Origin of the sequence: Pseudoalteromonas sp. CnMc7-15, assembly GCF_022347925.1 — a bacterium.
GTDB lineage: Bacteria > Pseudomonadota > Gammaproteobacteria > Enterobacterales > Alteromonadaceae > Pseudoalteromonas > Pseudoalteromonas ruthenica.
In genome coordinates this window covers 293,266-312,869 of record NZ_JAKRFT010000003.1, presented here as the reverse complement: position 1 = coordinate 312,869, position 19,604 = coordinate 293,266, and the positions used below count along the sequence as shown (strand labels likewise).

Here is a 19,604-nt window from a genome sequence, read left to right as displayed (position 1 = left end):
TCCTTAGCCACTATTTCAAGTTGTTTTTTGTAATAAGATAACGTTTTGGTGATTTGCCATACCAACGCTTGAAAGCTCGTTGTAACGCACTCTGCTCAGAAAAACCAAGTTTTGTTGCAATATCAATGGCTTTATAACCGGATTCAAAGAGCTGTAAAGCCAGACGCGCACGGGCTTCATCCAATAATTGCGAGAAGCTTGTTTGCTGCTGCGCCAGATGACGCTGCAATGTGCGTGTTGGCACAGCGCACAGTTGCGCCGCTTGCTCTACATTGAGCCGCTGTGGCAAATGCGCTACCAGTTGCTGTTTTACTTTTTCGCGTAAATCAAAGCGCGCATCCAGTTGTTGCTGAGCTTGATGCAGTAACAGCTGCTCTAGGGTGGTATCGGGCTGCTTGAGAGGTTGGCCAAGCAACACCCTTGCGATGGTCATGCTGTTAGTGCTGCTATTGAAGTACACTGGACATTTAAACACGTTTTCGTAAATACGCTGTTCCTTGGTGTTATTAGGTGGCGAGCGCATTAGGTGCACGGCAATCGGCGTCAGCTGCTCTGCTTGCAAAACATACATGCGAGCAAAGCTTAGCCAGCTAGCAAAAAGCTCATCAATTACGTAGTAACAGTGCGACTGCGTGGGCCCTAAATCCAAAGTTAGCGTTTGCGCTCGCTGATGAAAGGTGAGGCTTTGGGTGTGGCGCACCAATGGGTGAAATCGACGTCCGTAGTCAATGACCCGGTGTAAATCAGGGCTCACGGCAGCAAGATGACCAAGCACGCCCCAGCGCTCAAGGTCCAATTGCACGCCAAAGTATAAGCCGATATGTGCGCAATTGAGTTGCTGATGCGCCCAAAGCATTAGACGGTGGTAATGGCCAAGGTGAAAGCTTTCACTGGGCTGGTGTAGTGCCTGCTCATCGCAGCGCAGCTGGTGCAAGGCGTCGGCTCGTTTCAGCCCCTTTGTTTCTAAAAACAAAACCAAAGAGCGCAGTACTTGATGGCTGACAAAAGAGGGACTCATAGTGCTATTTGTTATTATTTTATTGTTCTTTATCCACGCTGCGCTAATTGGCGCGCAAAGTCAATTTTTGGCGTTATAGGTCAAGATTTACACCTGAGCTTAGGGCAAGGTGAAGCAGAGCAAGTAGAATAACAATAGAGAAGGACACCCTATGAAAACATCGTTTACGCCGCTATGCCTTGCCGTCATCAGCGCACTAACCTTAAATGGTTGCGGCTCTGACTCCGATGACAAGACCTCGCCTGTAGTCGAAACCCCGGACCCAGTGCAACCGGACCCTGAACCTAAACCTCTGGTGCTGTTTGATGACGATGGTACGTTAAACGCTGATATACGTTGGACCACTTACGGCGTTCCCCATATTAAAGCAGACAATGTGGAGAGCTTGGCATTTGGTAGTGGCTATGCCTATGCCAAAGACAACGCCTGTGTGTTGATGGACCAAATCGTCAAAGTACGAGGCCACCGTAGTCGTTACTTTGGCCCGGATGAAGTGCCTGGTAGCGGCGACTCCGCTCATTTGATTTCAGACTTTGGCTATAAGGCCTTGGGCGTTAATGACTATGCTGCAGAAAATTACGACCAGCTCGATGCGCAAAGTCGCGCCCATTATCAAGGCTTTGTTGCTGGGTTTAATAAGTATGTCAGTGACACCGGGGCTGCTAATCTGGCCCCCGAGTGCGCCTCACAACCTTGGGTGATCACGCTCACCCCTGAAGATATGCTGGCCTACTCTATGGCCACAGTGCAATTAGCCAGCTCTGCCAACTTTCTTGATTTAGCCTTTTATGCCAACCCTGGTGAGGGCGATGAATACCTACCAGTTATGGCCCAAAACGGGGCGGTGGCGCAGAGTTTTGCTGCCAATTTGAATGCCCGTACGAAAACCTTAAAGCTAGAAAAGAAGTATGAGCACTTGGGCTCGAACGGCTGGGGGTTAGGTAAAGATAAAATGGAAAATGGCATGGGTGGCTTGTTAGCGAACCCGCATTTTCCACATCGCGGTAACCTCAGGTTCTGGCAATCGCATTTGACCATTCCAGAATCACTCAATGTCATGGGCGGCAGCTTGCAGGGCATGCCGGGTGTGGTCAATATCGGCTTTAATGAGCATGTCGCTTGGACTCACACCTTCTCCAAGGCTCGGCATTTCATTATTTACCAGTTAGCGCTCAGTGACAATGACCGCCTAAGTTACACCTTAGATGGTGAGCCTATGGCCATTAACAGCAAAACCATCAATGTCGATGTTGCCATTGCACCAGGGCAGAGTATTACCTTGACGAAAGACTACTATTACTCACATCAAGGCTTGATGATCGAAACCCCAGCCGCGCAAGGATTAGGGTGGAGTGACAGTCATGCATTTACCATTAAAGATGCCAACGAATTTAATATGGATGTGGTAGGCTTTTGGTCGCGTATGAATGCCGCCAGTAGCTTGGACGACATGAAAGCAGCATTTGCCGAATTTGATGGCGTATCCTTTAACAATACTATGGCAGCGGACAAGCACGGCAATGCCTTTTTTATTGATGACTCCACCGTTCTAAAAGTAGGGGAAACCGCTAACTTGGCGCTGCGATTAGAGCCACAATTAGTGGCATTACGTGAGCAAACAGGGTTCGATTTAGTCCCTGGCGATACCTCATTATTTGCCGCTGATGGTGTGGTGCCTTATGCTGAGGCACCGAAGTTAGAGCGCAGCGATTATGTGCAAAATTCCAATGACAGTTATTGGCTTACCAACCCCGAGCAACCGCTGTCAGGATTTGCCGCGCAATATGGTGACGTGCAATACCCGCAATCACTGCGCACGCGCATGGGACTCAAGCTACTGCGTGAAGGCGGTGGCGAAGACGGCAAGTTCTCATTAGCTGAGCTCGAGCAAGCGTTAATAGGCAATGATATTTACCTTTATGACTTGGTCTTTCCGGAGCTTGTAAACCAATGTCAGGCTCAGGGCAGCGAGCCTATTAACCTTGATGGTCGGGCGGTTGACTTAAGTGATGCCTGCGCGCTGTTGGCTCAGTTTGACGGCAAGATGACCTTGCAGACCAAAGGCGCTGCGCTGATCCGTGAGTTTGCGCACTTATTTGACCCAGCAGTGCACTTGTTTGATAACTTCTCCAGCATCGATGCAGCAAATACTCCGAACACGTTGCGCCCCGATGGCTCAGCATTACAAACTCTGGCACATGCGGTACTAAATGTGACCGACAATGGTTTTGCCCTGGATGCGACCTTGGGTGAGTTGCAGTTCGTTGAAAAAACACTGGCCGGGGGCATGGCCTCAGGAGAAAAACTCCCCTGGGCGGGCCCTATGCATGTCGAAGGCGGCTTTAACGTATTTCGCTTTGACCGCCGTGGGCTTTCTGATTCGACGGTGATCCCTTATGTTAGCTACCCCGCGCTCAATGATGCGCTTAGCGGCGCACCACTGGCTTCCAATCTCAGTGCATCTGGTTACCCCATCAACTATGGTTCAAGCTGGATGTTTGTGATGAACTTTACCGAGAACGGCCCGGTTGCCAAAGGGTTGCTGACCATGTCTCAGAGCGCACACTCAGACTCACCACACTTCGACGACCAAAGCCGTTATTACTCGGAACAAGCCGCTTTGCGCCCGCTGTATTTTTCTGAGGGCGACATTAGCAACAACTTGATTGCCGAGATGAGTATTAGTCTTGAAAAGCCAAGCGCTGAGTGAGGGTGACCTCCTCGGCACTGATACGGGCTTTATAGGCTAACACTTCAACGCCGGCTTGCTGCGCTTGGCGCAGGAGGTCGGCGTAAACCGGATCAATATGGGTGGCGGCGCTGACTTGGTTGATGCCGCTGTGCAGCACAGCAAACAGTAACACCGCCCGCTTTCCTTGTTGGCGCATGGCGGTTAACTCGCGCAGGTGTTTTTGCCCACGTAGCGTTTGCGCGTCGGGGAAGTAACCCTGTCCTGAGTGTTCAAGTAAGGTCACTGATTTTACTTCGATATAGCAATCTGCTTTGTCGGCATCGCGCAACAGTATGTCGATACGGCTATTTTCTGCACCGTATTTTACTTCACTGTGTAGTTGTTCATAGCCTTGCAGTTCTTCGATCACATCGTTGTTGATGGCCTCAATAGCGACTTTATTAGCCACGGCGGTATTAACACAAATTAAATCCCCTTGGGCGTTACTACTGAGCTCCAAACTATGCGGGTATTTGCGTTTGGCGTTGTCGCTGGTGGAGTAATAGGCTTGCACGCCAGGCTCGGCACAACCGGTCATTTTACCGGTGTTAGCACAGTGCACGGTGAACTCATTACCATCTTCGTCGCGCAAATCCACTAAGAAACGTTTATAGCGCTTTAGCAGGGTGGCGCTTTGTAACGGGGCAGGAAATAACATTAATCTCACTTCGCTTTAGAACTGCATAGCCCTAGTGTAAACTGCGAGTAATTGTAATCACAGTCCAAGAGGACCCACATGAGTCAACAATTTTTAGTACACCTAAGTGAACAAGCTGCGCCTAGTCATTGGGGCGAATCTGCATCCGTGTCTTTCAATGAACAAGGTGCCACGGTGCACTTAAGTGAAGATGAAACCCTAAAAAACGTACAAAAGGCAGGCCGCGCCATAGCTAATCAAGGCGTAAAAGCGGTGCAGTTAAGCGGCGATACTTGGTGCACTGAAAGTCAGTGGGCATTCTACCAAGGTTTTGTTAGCCCTAAGGTACTCGATGGGGTGAGCTTTGTTGATAACGATCAAAGCGACATTAAGGAGCTGCAAGCGCTTAAGCAAGCAGCGACTTGGATGCGCCAGATGATCAACGGCACGGCAGAGGAAATTTACCCAGAAAGCCTGGCGGAAAAGGCGGGTGAGTTTATTCAGTCGCTGGCGCCTGAGCATGTCAGCTATCAAATTATCAAAGGCGAAGCACTAAAAGAGCAGCAGTGGATTGGTATTTACGAAGTCGGTCGCGGTAGTGAGCGCCCACCGGTGCTACTAGAGCTTGATTTTAACCCCACAGGTGATGATGCCGCTGAAGTGGCTTCTGCACTTGTTGGTAAAGGGATCACCTTTGATTCCGGTGGTTATTCAATCAAGCCGAGCGAAGGGATGCTGGGCATGAAGTGCGATATGGGCGGTGCAGCAACCGTCACCGCAGGCTTGGCCCTGGCAATTAGTCGTGGTTTAGACAAGCGAGTTAAATTATACCTTTGTTGTGCCGAGAACCTGATTTCAGGGCACGCATATAAACTTGGTGACATCCTTACCTATAAAAACGGCACCACAGTGGAGATTGTGAACACCGACGCCGAAGGCCGTCTAGTGCTAGCTGATGGTTTGATGGCCGCCAGTGAGTCTGGGGCGAAAACCATTATTAATGCAGCCACCTTAACGGGCGCAGCGTTAGTGGCTGTGGGTCAGGAATATAACGCCCTATTTGGCCTAGACAAAGACATGGTACGCGATGTTGAAGGCTTCGCTAAAGAAGAATTTGAAGGTGCATGGCCGTTGCCATTGGAGAAGTTCCACCAGAACAACTGTCCATCACCTTATGCTGACACCGCTAATAGTCGTCCACAAAAAGGTGGTGGTTTTGGTGGCGCTTCAAACGCCGCCGGATTCTTGTCTCGCTTTGTTCGTGATGAAGGCCAAGGCTGGGTGCATATCGATTTAGCCGCAGCGTTTCAAACATCCGCTACGGGCATGTGGGCAGCTGGGGCAACGACACAAGGCATGCGTACGGTTGCACGTACGCTACAAGAAAAGTCGTAACTTTAACAATTCGATAGAAAGCGGCCTTGCGCCGCTTTTTTTATGCCTAAAATTAACCTAAAGCTTGGAATCGTGGCCCTCATGGCGCATTAATAAAATGGTTAGATATATTTTGGTGGGGAGCGAGAGAATAAGCCCAATAGCAATACACATAGCGCCAAGCATATAGCTGTACATACCAAAATACTGACGGAATCCATCCACGACAAGCAGGCTATGACCACTCAAAATGAGCAACAGTCCCAATACTATGATGCATTTTAACAGGGTGAGTTGGGTGGTTTTTTGCATGGGGTAATCACTTTTAGTCACATTTTGCGACTATTATTTAAGCAAATGTAAATTTTTATTGGATTGATCTACCTCATACAAGGTATATTTCGTCCCAAAATAATAAATAATCATTAGACAGGTTCGCTGTGACACCGACAGTAAAAGCACAATCTCATGCAAGCGCGCGCTTACCTCATCTCAATACGTTTCCTAAGCTATTGATTGGCGGCCTGTTGTACTACGCTTTAGCGCAGTTCGGTATGACCTTTATGGCAACTCAGCCTGCTAATATTACCTTGATTTGGCTCAGTGTTGGTGTAGCGCTAGTGATGTATTTGCGATTGGGCAAGGCATCGGCCATTGTGGTTTTTATTGCAAGTTTCGCTGCTAATTATCCTGGTATGCAGGTGGCGGACATGGCCCATGGGGTAGTGCATACCAGTATCGCGGCTTTGATTGATACACTTGCGCCTTGGGTGATGGCGGAGCTTGTTAAACGCCATTTACAAAGTGGCTTAAGCCGCTTTCAAGACTTGGTCACCTTGGTTGTGCGAGTTTATCTGCTACCTATTGCGTTGTCTGTCGTGATGCTAACGGTCAACCTTATTTTAGGTGGGTATATTGGTAGCGAACTCTTTGCTCAGTATGTGCTGCAATTGCTGTTTTCCGACATTTTAGGTGCTTTGCTGGTCTACGCATTTTTTGATGCTTTTGTGAAGCAACAGCAATGGCCACTGCGTCAATCTGCGCTGGCATGTGTGGCGATTGTACTGGCTTTGGCGGCGATGCTCACAGCCAAACTCTGGCTCGGTGGCTTTATTTTTGCTGTTTTGCCTTGCGTACTGGTGATGATATTTGTCTGCGCCAGTGTCTTTGTTTATTCGGTATTGTTAGCCGTAGTGGCGGCGCTGGTGGTGCTTTTTGGTCATGACTTTGGCCCTTTTATTCAAGATACCCCCATGCAGTCATTGTTTATGCTGCAATCGTTTATCGTGACCCTTTCCATGTTGACCATAGGTGGGCGGCTATTGCAGTCGCAATTACTCAATGAGACCGATTCAAAACACTATTGGCAGCACCAAGCTCGGTTTGACGACTTGACGCAGTTAATGCAGCGAAATGCCTTTATGGATGCCGCTGAGCACAGCTTACGCTGCGGTGGGCTAAGCGGAAAGAGTAGCAGCATTGCGGTTGTCGATTTAGATTTATTTAAGAAGGTGAATGACCGCTTTGGTCATCAGGCTGGTGATGAAGTGTTGGAATGCGTGGCCTATTGCCTCACCAAGCAATTACGTGAGCATGACTTAGCCGCTCGCTTTGGTGGCGAAGAGTTTGTATTGTTACTCAGTGCCCACCTTGAGCAAGGCCGTGGCATTGTCGAGCGAATTCGCATCGCCATTAGTGAACTTACTTTTGATGACTACCCCGAACTCCGCGTGACGTGCAGCATCGGTGTTACTCACGTTAACCAAGGTGAAGATATCGGTTCTGCGCTCAGTCGTGCGGATGGAAGCCTCTACAAGGCAAAGCAGCAGGGTCGTAATCAAGTGTGTATTAATCACTAGGTGTATTCGCAGCGCAGTACAGGCCTAATTCGATGGCTTTAATGGTGGCTTGGGTGCGATCGCGCACTTCAAGTTTAGTTAATATCGTCGATACCGCGTTGCGAATAGTGCCTGGTGCTTTGTGTAATTTAGCGGCGATTTCTTTATTGGCATAGCCTGCACAAATAAGCTGTAAAATTTGCTGTTCGCGCGCTGTTAAGCCCTGTACTTGTGGCGTTACTACACTGCGCTGCTTAGCCATCACCGCCTCTTTTAATGCTTGTTGTAATACGCTACCGCCTTGCGAGAGTGCTTTGATCCCCGCAACTAACTCTTCCAGTGATGCATCCTTAAGCATGAACCCTTTGGCGTTGTGCTCAATAGCCCGGAACAAAATGTCGCTGTCGTTGAAGGTGGTTAGGATAAGGCAGGGCGGCGCGTGGTACTTCGCAAGTGCCTGTAGCACGCCTATGCCGTCTAATCGTGGCATGCGTACATCCAGTAGAATTACATCCGCATCCACGTTTCCCTGTTGATAACACTCTAAAAAGGCTTGGCCGTCCGCAGACTCACCACTGACATGGATGCGCTTATCGAGTGCCAGCAAACTCGCCAACCCTGCACGAACTAAGTGTTGGTCGTCAACTAGGTGAACTTTAATGGCTGTCGTTTGCATAGGGAAACTCCGCATTTAACACCATGCCTTTACTATTGGGGGTGAACGTAAACGTGCCGCCTAAGGTTTCAACGCGCTCCTTTAACCCTAACAGGCCATTGCCAGGTACTGGATTATGTAAGTGACCACCATTGTCACTTATCGTCAACCGCAGTGGGTTATGGTTATATAAATGTATATGTAGCTCCGTAGCAAGCGAATGCTTTAAAGCGTTGCTAATTCCCTCTTGAGCACAGCGCAGCACACATTGGGCATAATTAAGTTGTGCCAGCAGTGGGTGAGCTTGGTAGTGTACAACCACCGCAATGCGTGGCGTGTTTTCAGCTAACTGCATTAAGGTAGGCTGTAAATCAATCGGGCTGTGGTTGCGTTTGTCACTGACCACAGAGCGGACACTAGCAAGCGTTTGCCGAGCATGTTGATAACAGTGTTCAAGTTGTGGTTTAAGCGTATCCGAGGCGGTACGCCGAGCAATATCTAGCTGCATTATAAGGCTCGTTAATTGATGGCCTACATCATCATGCAGTTCACGCGCAAGATGTAAGCGCTCTTCACTTGCTCCAGCTTGGATTAATAAGGCTTGAGTGGTTTGTAATGAAGCATTACTAATTTGCAGTGCTTCTTTGGCTTGCTGTTCGGCCATTGTGCGTTGACTCACCACTAACGCGAATAAGCAAAAGGCGCTGGTAGAAAGCGTATTCAAAACAGGCCATGGGTGATGCCAATAAAATCGCTGTAGGAGTAAAAAGAGTAACGCGTTAACAGCAATGCTGAGGTAACAGTAACGCAGCGGCAAGTAATAAACTAAAATGGCGCTAAACATCACCATGTAGATGAGAATCAGTGTTGCGCTAGTGAGCAGTTGCAGGCCGATAATGCCCGCGCCAATAACAACGAGTAGTACATAGCGTACCGGGTAGCCGTAACTTTGCTCTTGCTCGTTTATGACCAGTAGTAAGCAAAACAACATGAGTGTGTGTATCACCACTTCTATGGTGGCTAATGCAGTAAACCCATGCTCAGTGTTGACCATGATGCGCGGTATGGCGATAACGGCCCAAGTTACGAGCACGACCACTAACCAAGATAACTGATAACGAAAGTATTTTTTCATTTCTTAACTATATCCACAGCACGCATCTAACACCAGCAGTGCAACGCATGTTGTGACAGATGTCATGCGCCAAAATGACGAGTGTGACTTACCGTGCCAGCATGGCGTTTGTACTCTAACACTGTTAATTGGCAACACAGTGAGAAGAGTTATGTATTGGTTACATCAAGGGGCGCTTTATATACATATTGTATTAGGATGCATTGCTTTAGTGTTATTTTGGCTGCCAGTGTGCGCAGCCAAAGGCTCCCGGCTGCACAATCAAAGTGGTAAGGTCTATGCGTATGTAATGTACGCAGTTGCAGGCAGTGGCCTTTTTTGCTGTGCACTAGTGCTATTAGACCCGTTGGGCGCGCGCAATATCGATACCTTGAGCACGGCAGAAGAGTTGCGCCGCTATCTTCAGGTTAACCATCGTATGGCATGGTTTTTAAGCATGTTATCAATATTGGTGTGGGTGTCGGTTTATCATGGCCGGCGAGTGTTGGTGGCCAAGGAGCAGCGTTCCTTATTACGCACGCCAGCTCACCTTGGGCTTATTGCAGCACTGGCTCTATGTGCTTGTTATACCTTTTACCTCGGGTGGCAACAGCAACAAGTGTTATTGCTGGCGTTTTCGGTGTTAGCCATGGTTATCGCAGTCACTATGGCGCATTATATTTACCGACCCTCTCTGCGGCCTCGTAGCTGGGTTATTGAGCACCTAAGCGCCATGTTAGGCTCCGGTATTGGTGTGTATACCGCTTTTGGTGCCTTTGGCGGACGCCGTCTATTTAATGCGGTATTAGGAAGTGATGCCCAGTTAATTGGTTGGCTGCTACCCACTTTGGTAGGTAGCGCGGGTTTGATGTACGCCGCTCAGCACTATCGTCGACGCTATGGTGTCTAGCTTGGCGCTCTTTATAAAGGCAGTTACACTGAGCGGCAAATAAAGAAAAAAGAGATAACGCCCATGAGCTTACCGGGAAAAATTGTATGTATTGGCCGTAATTATGTTGAGCATATTCACGAGTTGGGCAATGCTATTCCAGACCAGATGGTGGTATTTAACAAGCCTGGCAGTAGTCTTAGCCAGCATCTTTATGCTCAGCATCAAGGCGATAGATTACATTACGAAGCTGAGATCTGCTTGCGTATGACCGAGCAAGGTCTCACTCAAGCAGCGGTGGGCCTTGATTTAACTAAGCGCATGCTGCAAAGCCAACTCAAGCAAGCTGGACTGCCTTGGGAGCGTGCTAAAGCCTTTGACGGTGCCGTGGTGATGAGCGACTTCATTGATATTAGCGAAGCACAGATTTCGCAATTGGGTGTGCGTTTACTGATTGATGACAAGCAAGTACAGCACGGAGAAGTAAAGCATATGATGTATCCGCCTCTTATGGCGGTGCAAGAGCTGGCCACATTTATGGCTTTGCAGCAGGGCGATTGGCTGATGACTGGCACCCCTAAAGGCGTTGGTGAAGTACACGCAGGAGCTGAGTTTACGGCGCAGCTGCTGCTTTCCCAAGAGGTGATAGTGAGCCAGAGCTGGCGCGCAAGAGATAACTTGACTGTATAAATAAACAGTATTAGGCTTGTGCCACCAAGTCGGAATTACCGAGTTTATGTACAACAAGTCTTTACCCCCAACCTATTATCATGATCACTTCTTGGAGTTGCTGCATTTTTTCCAGCACCAAGGCTGGCATTTATGCGGTGCCCATGAACAACGCTTTATTGATGACTTTTTAGCCTTACCAAAAAATGCCCAGTGTGTGTTGGTGCGTGGCTTTAATCGCAAGTCTGATTTTCTTGAACAAAGCAGCTTGCATTATGACGAGATAGAGCAAGCGCCACTGGCGCTCGCCTTACTCAAGCGTCGAGGTTGGTTGCGTCATGTACACGAGGGGGAGTTTGAGCAATGGTTGGTGGCATTAACCAAAGCTGAGCTAGTCGCACTTTGTCGTGAACTGGGGCTGCCCGGGGTGGCGTTGTCTAAGCGTAAAGAGCAATGGTTGGGCTATTGCCAAACCCACGTGAGCTTTGCTAAAGCTTGCCACAGCCATGTATTTCTCAGTTATGTAGTCCATGCCTATAACCCGGTTTTAGCTTATTTATGTTTTATCTTTTTTGGTCGCCTACAAGCTGGGCTGGGTCATTTTTCGTTACGTGATTTAGGGATCATGCGCACCCAACAAGGCAAGGTAATCCCGCGCTTTGACACCTTAGAAGAGGCTAAAAGTGCATTCACTTATGCGCAATTACGGGCCCAGGTTAGCGAGTTGAGCGAGCAGCAGCTGATGCAGCATGGCGAGCAAGTAACGCAGCTACCAAGCGCTATTGGTGCGTTGGCAGAGCGCTACTCGCATGAGTATCTCTATCTTTTAGGTAAAGCCTTACTCGCGGAAGCGCCGCATCAAGATTTAGCATTATCAGTGCTAGCACACAGTGAGGATAATCGCGCCATTGAGTTGCTGCTGCGTCAGCGCTTTAAAAAAGGGCACAGGCAATGGGTTGAGCAGCGTTTATGCGCACTGATTGACGATCCGCCTAGCGATGAGGTGTTTGTATTCGCTGAGGATTTTTACGCTTTAAAATATCAAGGCAAACGCACCAGCGTACTGAGCGACCTGCTGGCTGAGAAAGAACCGTTGGCTATAGATGAGGCGTATCGCCATCAAGTCGAGCAGGGGGTGATAGATTTATATACCCAACGCGGCGAACAAGCGCTACATAGCGAAAATCAGCTGTGGCAACACTTATTTGCGCTCTGTTTTTGGCACTTACTGTTTGATGGCGAGCAGACTGGCAGGGGGAGTGAGTTTGATGTTTTTCCTGCAAGCTTACGTGACGGCCAGTTTTATCACTATTATCAGCAGCAAATACGTGAACTGTTCGCAGAACATAACAGTAAAGGGGCGTTAATCACTCACATCAGCGCGGCGGCCAGTCGTTATTACCATCAGCCCAATGCATTTATTCGTTGGCATGAAGAAGTATTAGCGCCATTGGTCGCACTCATCAATCATGCTCCCCTAAGCGCGGTTTATACGCAGCTGGAAACCATGGCGAAAGACTTCCGCAGCGCCAAGGATGGTTATCCAGATTTGATGGTGATCACATCTGGCAAAGTGCGTTTTGAGGAAATAAAAGCGCCGGGTGATAGCTTGCGGCGCAATCAGCTGGTGGCGTTAAAACAATTGCAGCGTGCAGGCTTTGATGTCAGTGTGCAAACTGTACGCTGGCAGGTGAACAGTGAACAGCCTTATGTGATTGTTGATATAGAAACCACTGGTGGGCGCCATCAAAGCCATCGGATCACCGAAGTTGCCGCTATCAAGGTGGTGGCTGGTAAGGAAGTTGCGCGTTGGCATTCGTTAGTTAACCCACAGCGTCACATACCGCGAGCAATTACCGAGCTTACCGGCATAGATAATGTGATGGTGGCCGACGCCCCTGTATTCGCAGAGTTGTCAGAATCGCTGTGGCAATTTATGCAAGGCTGTATTTTTGTCGCCCATAACGTTAACTTTGATTATGGCTTTTTGAAAGCAGAATTCGCTCGTACCGAACGCCACTTAAGTATGGCGAAGCTATGTACGGTGCGCTTGGGTCGCAGTTACTTGCCCGGACATGCATCATACTCGTTAGCACGTTTAAGTGCCGATTTAGATATTGTATTGTCGCGACATCACCGCGCCATGAGTGACGCAGAAGCAACGGTGGCAATTTTTAATTTAATACAACAACAAAGGCAAGAATAACAATGGAATTATCAATGTGGTTAGCGCTGGTAGGAATATGCTTAATGGGGGCGATGTCTCCCGGGCCTAGCTTGGCTGTGGTGCTGAAGCATTGTCTAGCCAGTGGCCGCACGGCGGGTATTATTACCGCATTGAGCCATGGTTTTGGTGTGGGTGTGTATGCCTTCATAGCGGTGTTAGGGTTGGGCGCACTTATTCATCAGTGGCCGATATTGTACACCGCGCTCATTTATGGAGGGGCGGCTTATCTCGTATACCTCGCTATTAACAGTTGGCGTAGTAGCGCAGGAAAGCTGACCATTGAGACAACCCGAGGGAGCTATAAAAAAGCCGCCACAGATGGCTTTGCTATCGCTTTTTTGAATCCTAAATTAGCTATTTTCTTTATCGCGTTATTTTCTCAATTTATCCCCGCAGAGCAAGTCAGTACCGTGCAAGGCGCTGTTATGGTGGCAACGCCTACCGTCATTGATGCGAGTTGGTATGTGATAGTGGCACTATTGTGTAGCCACGGTCGATTTTTACCTGTATTGGAGCGCAATCAAGTGTTGATCAATCGCTTACTCAGTGTTGCCTTTATGGGTCTTGCGTTGATGGTGGTTGCTCGTCAGTGGCTTTGAGCACGTGAGTTTTATAAACCGCATCAAAATCAGTGAAATAAGGGGCTAACCAAAAACGCTGTGACAGCACGTAATTGGTATTTTCCAACACGTCTTGGTTGAGCGCTTTGTTGATGGCCGAAATAGCTTGCTCAGCGAAGCCGTCTGCAGCGCTCGCGGAGCAGCCTACTGCGCCTCTGACTAAGTCTTGTGTGAGGTTGGTTTCTAAGGCGCGGATATTGCCGTATTTCTTAGCAAAATAGCGAGCCATATACGGGTAATCAAGGGTGTAGTCGATGATGTCATGTTGTAGCATTTCGGCAATTGCACCGCTTTCGCCATCGGCGCGATAACTCAATACCGCAGGGCGGGAGTGAGCCGTTTGTTGTAGCAACGTTTGCAGCTCGCCACTAAAACGTCGCGCAGCCACTTGGCCATAAGTAAAAGAGTCATCGGCAAACAAACTCGCCAAATTAATAGGCTTGCCATGGACTTGTGTGAGTTTATCGCGCTTGTCTACCGTAGTGATAAGTGTAAAGGGAGGATACACCGCTGTGGGGATACTGAGCCTTGCAGTATGTGTATCTTTATTTCGGTGGATCATACACGGGAAGCACACCTTTTCGCCTTCATTCATATAGCGGTGAATACGCTTTTGCGGCAATAGTAGCTTTTCATGTTCAATATTTGGCATATTGGTGATGAGCTGGTTTAGCAACTCATCACATAGCCCTGCAAAGGGATACTCTGTAGTACGAGGTAAATGGAAAGGCGGAGTCTTGCTTTGTAGCCAAATGATTTTCTCTACCGTTTGTGCCTTGGTACTCCAAGCTGTACATAAAACCAAAGTGGCAACAAGTAGTTGTCGTGGCTTAAGCATAGTCTCTCCCTGTGCGGTAATGGTATTTACAGTGTGCTCTAGGTGAGTATAGAAATTCACATGAGTCTCGCCAGTTTCTCTAAGGGGAAGACAAAGCGCGAGATCCATGTTGTGAAGTGCGGGAACTCATCTAGACTAAAAAGACGGGAGTCCATGAGGCATAATCACTAAAGGGACGATGACAGTGACATGGTTTGAGCGCTACGGGTTAATAGTCATGCTGGCCGTTCTCACTACCCTGTTTGCGGGGGTCGGTTATTACGCATACGTGTTGGTCCAAAGCAGCGAAGCAAGTAACGCCAAACAAACAATCAATAGCCAGCTAGCGATGCGAGTTGACGACGTACAGCAGCATTTCGAATACGGGCGCAGCCAAGTTCGATTTCTTGCTAATACTCCTCCTAATCGTGGCATTATCCGCGCCCTTGATAACCAAGGCTTTGATGAACAAGATAAAACATCGCTAAGTCAATGGCGTGACCGCCTCGCGACTATATTTCGCTCCTACATTCAAGAGCACGGAGATGTGCTGCAAATTCGCTATATTTTGGCTGATAAAAATTATTCCGAATTGGTTAGGGTGGAGCTCGTCGACGACGAAATAGTACGTACACCACAGTCCCAACTACAAGCTAAAGGGGGCAGAGACTATATATCCCATAGTATGCAGCTGCAAAGCCAGCAAACCTATGTCTCTGATATTAACCTGAATCACGAGTTTGGACGCGTGCAAGAGCCTTACCAGCCGACTTATCGCATCACGCAACTGATTCATGATGAGCAGGGCCAACCCCGGGCCATATTAGTCGTCAACTATGACGCTAATGTATTGATTAATTCGATAGCACAGGGGCTTGCTCAAGGCTTAGAGTTAATTGGTATCGGCGCTCAACAGCAGTTTTTTGCTCATCCTGATACACGCTGGCTATTTGCCAATGAATTCAATGCTACCTTCGTGCCCGCGCAGCAGCAATTTGTTCGCACCAATAAACAAGAGTTGGGAATGCCGGTGTACTTAGATAAGCTTTCTGCTCAACACGTTTATGCGCAACAGCAGTCGATAACCGTTGGCAGTCCACAAACACCTATCGCCCTAAGCCTTGCACTTTATCTCAGTAAGGAAAGTCTCGCCATGGCGATAGATAGGCGTTGGCAGGTGTGGCTGGGGGTCCTCATCATTCTCTATGTTATTTTGCTACTCAGTGCCCTAACGTATCACCATTTTGTTATTCGTCAGCTGACCTTGTCGCGCACGATTCGTGAGTACCACACCATTTTTCAACGCACCGCAATGCCTGTGCTGCTGTTAAATAGCAAAGGGGCTGTGTGCAGTGCTAATCCGGCGGCTGAGCAGTTATTTAATTCTGTAAATGGTTCGGAAAATCAGCACTTTGCCACATTGTTGGGCTTCGAAGAGCGGCAATGCAAGCAAATTCAAGCCGCTATCGATAAGCGTGAACACCTTGATATGGAATTGGGTATCAGTAAGGCTGATGGTGAAGAACGACAAGTCAATGTTAGCGTGCTACCTGTGTACGAGCAGAAGCAGCCAACCTCTTCTGCGGTGGCTGCATTGCTGCTTTATGATCATACTACTGAGTTTAATTTACGCCGACAATTGCAGAGTATGAATGCCTCTCTCGAGACTAAGGTAGCCGAACGCACAGAGCAACTTGAAGCGACGCGCAAGGAAGCGGAGCAAGCCAACGAAGCCAAAAGTCTATTTGTAGCCAATATGAGCCACGAGCTGCGCACCCCCATGAATGGCGTATTTGGCATGCTCAACCTGATCAAAAAAGAGCCGTTAAGCGAGCAACAAAACCATTATCTGCAATTAGCACAGGCCAGTGCTACGAATCTAACTGGGCTGATCAATAGTGTGCTTGATATCTCTAAAATCGAAGCAGGAAAGATGGAGCTTGAAGTACAAAGTGTCAATTTAGAAGTGGTGCTCAGTGAGTTACTGCAATCCAATTCCATTCGCCCAAAAGAGAAGGGGCTGTTGCTGTTATTAGATAGCAGTGGCTTGACTCAACCTACGTTTTTGGGAGACGTCACCCGTATTCGACAAATTTTTACCAACCTGCTTGGTAACGCCATTAAATTTACCGACAATGGTCATGTGTTAATCAAGGTGCAAAGTCGGCTACAAGAAGGTCAGTACCGTATTGATTTTGTTGTAGAAGATTCAGGTGTGGGTATTGAGCCAAGCAAGCTAAAAGATCTCTTTAACTCGTTTACGCAGGCGGATAACAGCATTACCCGCAAGTATGGCGGCACCGGACTAGGGTTAGCTATCACTAAACAACTTGTGCAGCTGATGGGGGGCGAGATCCGTGTTGAGAGTGAGCTTGGCAAAGGGTCGCGCTTTATCGGCCATATCATGTTAAGCAGTGCTGAAAACCGTGCGGTAATGGCTGAGCCTTTGGCTGGGTCTCGCGCAGTTATCATCGATGAAGTGGCCATACGTAAACAGGTGATCACTAATCATTTGCGTCAGTGGGGCGCAGAAGTAATCGACGCCGACTGGCATGATGTTGACGAACTCGCAGCTTCTGGTGATTTCCATCAGTTGTTATTGTTTGTCGACGCTACGAAACAAGGCCGAGAGGTGCAAGCGCATTTACATACTTTATTACATGCCCAGCACAGTGAAAAACTTAAAGTCATCGTCAATTGTAGTCAGTATCAAATGAATACGGCATTTGCTGAGCAATATGACAATGTTGAATGCCTCTTACCACCTATTTCTGCTGTGGTGTTGGCCCATATTTTGTTTTCAGCCGAAGGGGCGGAGCAGCCACTGTGTGATAGCCCACCGGTCACCGCACTCGACTTTCATTCGGTTTCAGGTGCAAAAGTGCTAGTGGTAGACGATAACGCTATTAACCAAGTGGTTGTGACCGGTGTCTTTAAAGATTTACCCATTACCCTAGTCAGTTGTGGGGATGGCAAACAAGCGTTAGATATTCTCAATGCTGATCCGCACTTTGACGTCATTTTAATGGATTGCCAAATGCCGGTGATGGATGGCTACAGCGCCAGTTTAGCGATTCGCCGAGGGGATGCGGGTGAGCATTACACCGGCATTGCGATTATCGCGATGACCGCCAACGCCATGGCAGGGGATCGCGAACGCTGCTTGCAAGCAGGTATGAGTGATTACATCACCAAACCTGTTGATGCTGATCAGCTGTTAGAGAAAGTGTATTACTGGCTCAGCGTAGCCAATGTGAAAAAGCGCACGCAAATAGATGTAAAATCAGAAAAGTAGCCCGTTACAGGCTACTTCCACATTAAAAGGGAGCGGGATAGGCTTTTAACACTGAGTCGATTTGCGCCAGTGCTTCGTCCTCAAGCTGGATATCAAATGCAGCAATGTTTTCCTCAAGTTGTGCCACAGTGGTTGCACCAATGATTGTGGAGGTAACCCCTTGCACTTGGTTACACCACGCCAGGGCCAATTGTGCCGCCGTCATGTTGTGCTCTTTCGCGATAGCCTGATATTTAGCAACGGCTTCTTGCGCAAGGTGAGTATCGCGGAACAAGCCGTTACGCTGGGCAATGGTCCAACGTGAGCCTTGTGGCCGAGCCCCTCCTAAGTACTTACCACTGAGCATGCCGCCCGCTAAAGGAGACCAAGGCAAATAAGCGATGTCCTCATGGTGACACTGCTCAAGCAGATAAGGCCAATCTTTGGCATGCACTAGACTGAACTCATTTTGCATCGATACCATGGCCGGTAGCGAATACTGCTTCGCTAGATCAAGGTACTGATTTAAGCCCCAAGGCGTTTCATTTGAAAGCCCGCAGTGGCGAATCTTACCGGCACGAACACACGCATCTAAGCCCTCTAAAATAGCGTGCATTTGCGCCCGCTGCGCGCTTTTATCTATTTGCTGCAAATCCACCATACCTGGCCACTGTTTACCAAAATGTGGCGAGGTGCGGTTAGGCCAATGAATTTGATAAAGATCGATATGGTCGCTCTGTAAACGTTGCAACGAGCCATCAACGGCACTGATGACTGACTCTTTGGTGATGTCACCGCCGTCACGGACCCAAGCTAGGCCATTCCCTGCCACTTTGGTGGCAATAACCACATCCTTACGTTTGTCGCTATGGCGGCTTAGCCAATCACCAATAATGGCTTCGGTTTTACCATAGGTTTCCGGCGTCGGGGGAACTGCATACATCTCTGCAGTATCAATAAAGTTAACGCCTTGAGCCAGTGCGTAGTTGAGTTGCTCATCGGCATCTTGCTGAGTGTTTTGCCTACCCCACGTCATACTCCCTAGACACACCCGCGATACGTTTAAACCACTGTGACCAAGTTTTGTATAGTGCATTGAGTTATCCTTTTTCATTCGCATGCAGGAATGTACGTAAGGTATCACTCAATGGTGCTTTTTGCGATGTCTTGAAATCGAACATCACCACTCGAGCTTGACCCTCGGTAACAATGGCTTGCTGGGCACAAGAAAATACCGTGTAGTGAGTCATAAAACCTGCTTCGGCAATCTCGCTAACGCTGACTCCAATGAGTAAGGTGTCGGGGAAGGTAACCGGGCGCTTGTATTTACAATAGTTGTCAGCCAGTACGGGGCCTATCTTCTCTGCCTCGAGGCGATCAAACAGCCCCGCTTGCGCAAAGAAATCAATACGCGCTATCTCAAAGTACTTAAAATACATACTGTTATTGACGTGTTGTAGCGCATCCATATCACCCCAAGCCACTTTAATTTCACAGGCGTGCGGAAAGCGTTCTAAAAACTGTTGTTTATCTGGCATGAGTAAATCCTTAGAGTTTTTACTCAGACTAGCACGACAGCTTGTGCAAACAAACAACAAGCGACAAGTGTTTTACTCGTAGTAATAGAACAGAGATTTGAGTAGTTTGATAAGCTTAATAAGTACTTTTGCTACTCAAGGGTGAGAGGTTGGTCGATGTATATTGCAGGAGCGATTGAATTTAGTTAAGGGTAATAAACAAG

General features: G+C 48.3%; 16 protein-coding genes. 8 read left to right on the top strand and 8 right to left on the bottom strand.

All coding sequences use genetic code 11. The features are described from left to right. Positions 1-10 precede the first annotated feature (10 nt). Entirely contained in the window at positions 11-1,018 is a 1,008-nt protein-coding gene (locus MHM95_RS08740) for an AraC family transcriptional regulator (protein WP_239385054.1), read from the bottom strand. A gap of 151 nt (positions 1,019-1,169) precedes the next feature. On the opposite strand from MHM95_RS08740, the gene MHM95_RS08735 reads away from it, so the two are divergent. Further along, the gene (locus MHM95_RS08735) at positions 1,170-3,728 is read left to right on the top strand and encodes a penicillin acylase family protein (protein ID WP_239385053.1); all 2,559 of its coding nucleotides are present in this window, start codon (positions 1,170-1,172) and stop codon (positions 3,726-3,728) included. Here the strand turns inward: MHM95_RS08735 and sfsA are convergent. Beyond that, positions 3,700-4,407, bottom strand: coding sequence for a DNA/RNA nuclease SfsA (sfsA, locus tag MHM95_RS08730; protein ID WP_235419287.1), 708 nt, complete (start codon positions 4,405-4,407; stop codon positions 3,700-3,702). The two genes, MHM95_RS08735 and sfsA, sit on opposite strands and share 29 nt — an antisense overlap. Before the next feature lie 78 nt (positions 4,408-4,485). On the opposite strand from sfsA, the gene pepB reads away from it, so the two are divergent. Then, the gene (gene pepB / locus MHM95_RS08725; RefSeq protein ID WP_022944264.1) at positions 4,486-5,781 is read left to right on the top strand and encodes an aminopeptidase PepB; all 1,296 of its coding nucleotides are present in this window, start codon (positions 4,486-4,488) and stop codon (positions 5,779-5,781) included. Between the two features lie 57 nt (positions 5,782-5,838). Here the strand turns inward: pepB and MHM95_RS08720 are convergent, their stop codons facing one another. Next, on the bottom strand, positions 5,839-6,072 hold the full coding sequence (locus tag MHM95_RS08720; protein ID WP_045979681.1) for a hypothetical protein: 234 nt from the start codon (positions 6,070-6,072) through the stop codon (positions 5,839-5,841). A gap of 128 nt (positions 6,073-6,200) precedes the next feature. On the opposite strand from MHM95_RS08720, the gene MHM95_RS08715 reads away from it, so the two are divergent. Next, on the top strand, positions 6,201-7,619 hold the full coding sequence (locus MHM95_RS08715; RefSeq protein WP_239385052.1) for a diguanylate cyclase: 1,419 nt from the start codon (positions 6,201-6,203) through the stop codon (positions 7,617-7,619). Here MHM95_RS08715 and MHM95_RS08710 read toward each other — a convergent pair. Then, entirely contained in the window at positions 7,609-8,274 is a 666-nt protein-coding gene (locus MHM95_RS08710) for a response regulator transcription factor (RefSeq protein ID WP_239385051.1), read from the bottom strand. The genes MHM95_RS08715 and MHM95_RS08710 overlap by 11 nt on opposite strands. Then, positions 8,255-9,388 carry a histidine kinase gene (locus tag MHM95_RS08705; protein ID WP_239385050.1) on the bottom strand — a complete coding sequence of 378 codons (1,134 nt, stop codon included), beginning with the start codon at positions 9,386-9,388 and terminating at the stop codon, positions 8,255-8,257. Before MHM95_RS08705 ends, MHM95_RS08710 begins: the two co-directional genes overlap by 20 nt. A gap of 151 nt (positions 9,389-9,539) precedes the next feature. On the opposite strand from MHM95_RS08705, the gene MHM95_RS08700 reads away from it, so the two are divergent. From MHM95_RS08700 to MHM95_RS08685, 4 genes are all read left to right on the top strand, one after another. Next, complete coding sequence (locus tag MHM95_RS08700) at positions 9,540-10,277, top strand: hypothetical protein (protein WP_239385049.1); 738 nt, start codon at positions 9,540-9,542, stop codon at positions 10,275-10,277. Between the two features lie 63 nt (positions 10,278-10,340). Continuing rightward, positions 10,341-10,946, top strand: a complete 606-nt coding sequence (locus MHM95_RS08695; RefSeq protein WP_239385048.1) for a fumarylacetoacetate hydrolase family protein — start codon at positions 10,341-10,343, stop codon at positions 10,944-10,946. Positions 10,947-10,992: 46 nt separating this feature from the next. Continuing rightward, the gene (locus tag MHM95_RS08690) at positions 10,993-13,131 is read left to right on the top strand and encodes an exonuclease domain-containing protein (protein WP_239385047.1); all 2,139 of its coding nucleotides are present in this window, start codon (positions 10,993-10,995) and stop codon (positions 13,129-13,131) included. Positions 13,132-13,133: 2 nt separating this feature from the next. After that, on the top strand, positions 13,134-13,751 hold the full coding sequence (locus MHM95_RS08685; RefSeq protein ID WP_239385046.1) for a LysE family translocator: 618 nt from the start codon (positions 13,134-13,136) through the stop codon (positions 13,749-13,751). Here MHM95_RS08685 and MHM95_RS08680 read toward each other — a convergent pair. Next, positions 13,708-14,610: an ABC transporter substrate-binding protein gene (locus tag MHM95_RS08680; protein ID WP_239348337.1), complete on the bottom strand. Its 903-nt coding sequence runs from the start codon at positions 14,608-14,610 to the stop codon at positions 13,708-13,710. The genes MHM95_RS08685 and MHM95_RS08680 overlap by 44 nt on opposite strands. Before the next feature lie 184 nt (positions 14,611-14,794). Between MHM95_RS08680 and MHM95_RS18875 the strand changes: the two genes are divergently transcribed. Then, positions 14,795-17,884, top strand: a complete 3,090-nt coding sequence (locus MHM95_RS18875) for an ATP-binding protein (protein WP_235419296.1) — start codon at positions 14,795-14,797, stop codon at positions 17,882-17,884. Between the two features lie 22 nt (positions 17,885-17,906). Here the strand turns inward: MHM95_RS18875 and MHM95_RS08670 are convergent, their stop codons facing one another. Further along, complete coding sequence (locus tag MHM95_RS08670; RefSeq protein ID WP_045979671.1) at positions 17,907-18,959, bottom strand: aldo/keto reductase; 1,053 nt, start codon at positions 18,957-18,959, stop codon at positions 17,907-17,909. A gap of 4 nt (positions 18,960-18,963) precedes the next feature. Continuing rightward, positions 18,964-19,401: a thioesterase family protein gene (locus tag MHM95_RS08665; RefSeq protein ID WP_022944255.1), complete on the bottom strand. Its 438-nt coding sequence runs from the start codon at positions 19,399-19,401 to the stop codon at positions 18,964-18,966. Positions 19,402-19,604 lie beyond the last annotated feature (203 nt).

Coding starts and splice junctions, on each gene's coding strand:
- pepB (WP_022944264.1), top strand. CDS start 4,486: ATGAGTCAACAATTTTTAGTACACCTAAGTGAACAAGCTGCGCCTAGT.
- MHM95_RS08740 (WP_239385054.1), bottom strand. CDS start 1,018: ATGAGTCCCTCTTTTGTCAGCCATCAAGTACTGCGCTCTTTGGTTTTG.
- sfsA (WP_235419287.1), bottom strand. CDS start 4,407: ATGTTATTTCCTGCCCCGTTACAAAGCGCCACCCTGCTAAAGCGCTAT.
- MHM95_RS08665 (WP_022944255.1), bottom strand. CDS start 19,401: ATGCCAGATAAACAACAGTTTTTAGAACGCTTTCCGCACGCCTGTGAA.
- MHM95_RS08705 (WP_239385050.1), bottom strand. CDS start 9,388: ATGAAAAAATACTTTCGTTATCAGTTATCTTGGTTAGTGGTCGTGCTC.
- MHM95_RS08720 (WP_045979681.1), bottom strand. CDS start 6,072: ATGCAAAAAACCACCCAACTCACCCTGTTAAAATGCATCATAGTATTG.
- MHM95_RS08710 (WP_239385051.1), bottom strand. CDS start 8,274: ATGCAAACGACAGCCATTAAAGTTCACCTAGTTGACGACCAACACTTA.
- MHM95_RS08685 (WP_239385046.1), top strand. CDS start 13,134: ATGGAATTATCAATGTGGTTAGCGCTGGTAGGAATATGCTTAATGGGG.
- MHM95_RS08700 (WP_239385049.1), top strand. CDS start 9,540: ATGTATTGGTTACATCAAGGGGCGCTTTATATACATATTGTATTAGGA.
- MHM95_RS08690 (WP_239385047.1), top strand. CDS start 10,993: ATGTACAACAAGTCTTTACCCCCAACCTATTATCATGATCACTTCTTG.
- MHM95_RS08735 (WP_239385053.1), top strand. CDS start 1,170: ATGAAAACATCGTTTACGCCGCTATGCCTTGCCGTCATCAGCGCACTA.
- MHM95_RS08680 (WP_239348337.1), bottom strand. CDS start 14,610: ATGCTTAAGCCACGACAACTACTTGTTGCCACTTTGGTTTTATGTACA.
- MHM95_RS08695 (WP_239385048.1), top strand. CDS start 10,341: ATGAGCTTACCGGGAAAAATTGTATGTATTGGCCGTAATTATGTTGAG.
- MHM95_RS08670 (WP_045979671.1), bottom strand. CDS start 18,959: ATGCACTATACAAAACTTGGTCACAGTGGTTTAAACGTATCGCGGGTG.